The following is a 1,367-nucleotide window of genomic DNA, read 5'->3' on the forward strand; positions in this document are numbered from 1 at the left end:
ACTACGAACCGCGCTCAAGACCATCACGCGCCACGTGAATGACTACACCGCCCGCGCCCGTCTTCCCCAAGCTGCCTGAGAACTTGACACAAGTGCGAAGAAACTAGCGACCAAAGATCGTTAGTCATTGCCCGACCGCCGTCCGCGTGTTTCTGAAGTGGTAGCGCACGGTTGTCTCGGCCGCGTCCGGGTCGCGGGCGGCGATCGCGTTGGCGATAGCGCGGTGTTCGTTCAGCCCTCGCAGCGCATCGTTGGGCGAGCGGTAGTGGTCGCGCTGATGTGTGTGGTCAAGCAGGTCCATTTGCAGGCGGATGAGCCGTTCCAGCATGAAGTTGCCCGTGGCAGCGGCGACCGCCGTGTGGAACGCGACGTTGGCTGCCCAACTTGTGTCGTCGCCGTCGCATATCCGGCGCAGCGCCTGGATGTGCTCGTCGCTGGCCCGCACCGCCGCGAGTCGTGCCACCTGCACTTCCAGTAGCTCGCGCGACTCCAGCACGTCGGAGATCACGGCTTGTTCGAGTCGGAGCACTACGCCCTCAGCCGGCAGGGCGGCGCAGACATTGTCTGGCCGTACCGTGCGCCCACCACCAGCCCGGGAATGCACGATGCCGCGGACCTCCAGCACCCGGAACGCCTCTCGCAGCACGTTACGGCTGACTCCGAGTTGGTCGGCCAGTTCCCGCTCGGGCGGCAGCTGCGCCCCCGGTGGGATCTCCCCGCGCGAGATGAGCTCCAAGATCTGGCTGACCACGCTCTCGTAGAGGCGAGCCCCCTTGATCGGCTCGAAGATCCGCTGATCCACTACAACCTCCTCTGGACTACTGGGTGACCCAATTTTAGGATCATTGCATGGACATCCGCCATCCCACCGACCGGGCCGGCCTCTTGCGTGACCTCGAGGCGCAATTTTGGGCGTGGCGCATCCCTGCGTTCCGCGTAATTCGGCTGGCCTAGAGATCCTGGCCGGATGAAGCCCGTGGTCAGGGCCGTGTGGTTGGCTGCTGGGCCGAGGATGGCCTAGAGAAACGCCTGTCGTGATACGCACTGGTGGGCGGGTGTCTGATGGTCTAGCTTCTAGAGCGATGTATGTGAAGACGACGGTCCGGAAGACCAAGAGCGGTCCTGTCCGCTACCTGCACCTGGCCCACAACGAGTGGGACCCGGTGGCCGGCCGGTCTGTCCCGAAGATCCTCTACGGGTTCGGGCGGGAGGACCAGCTCGACCGGGACGCGGTCAAGCGGCTGGTCGCGTCCCTGGCTCGATTGCTCGACTCGGCCGACGCGCTGGCGGCGACGGCAGGCTTGGAGTTGCAGTTCGTGGAGTCGCGGCCGTGGGGTGGCACGTTCACCCTCGACGCGCTGTGGCGT

The 1,367-nt window shown here is 65.3% G+C and carries 1 protein-coding gene and 1 pseudogene; one reads left to right on the forward strand and one right to left on the reverse strand.

Annotated features, from left to right (window positions below):
• Positions 1–124 precede the first annotated feature (124 nt).
• On the reverse strand, positions 125–802 hold the full coding sequence (locus AB0873_RS32545; protein ID WP_366604638.1) for a FadR/GntR family transcriptional regulator: 678 nt from the start codon (positions 800–802) through the stop codon (positions 125–127).
• Positions 803–1,082: 280 nt separating this feature from the next.
• On the opposite strand from AB0873_RS32545, the pseudogene AB0873_RS32550 reads away from it, so the two are divergent.
• A pseudogene (locus AB0873_RS32550) lies at positions 1,083–1,367 on the forward strand (transposase); the annotation flags it as partial.

Source organism: Micromonospora sp. NPDC047707 (assembly GCF_040704235.1).
Lineage (GTDB): Bacteria > Actinomycetota > Actinomycetes > Mycobacteriales > Micromonosporaceae > Micromonospora.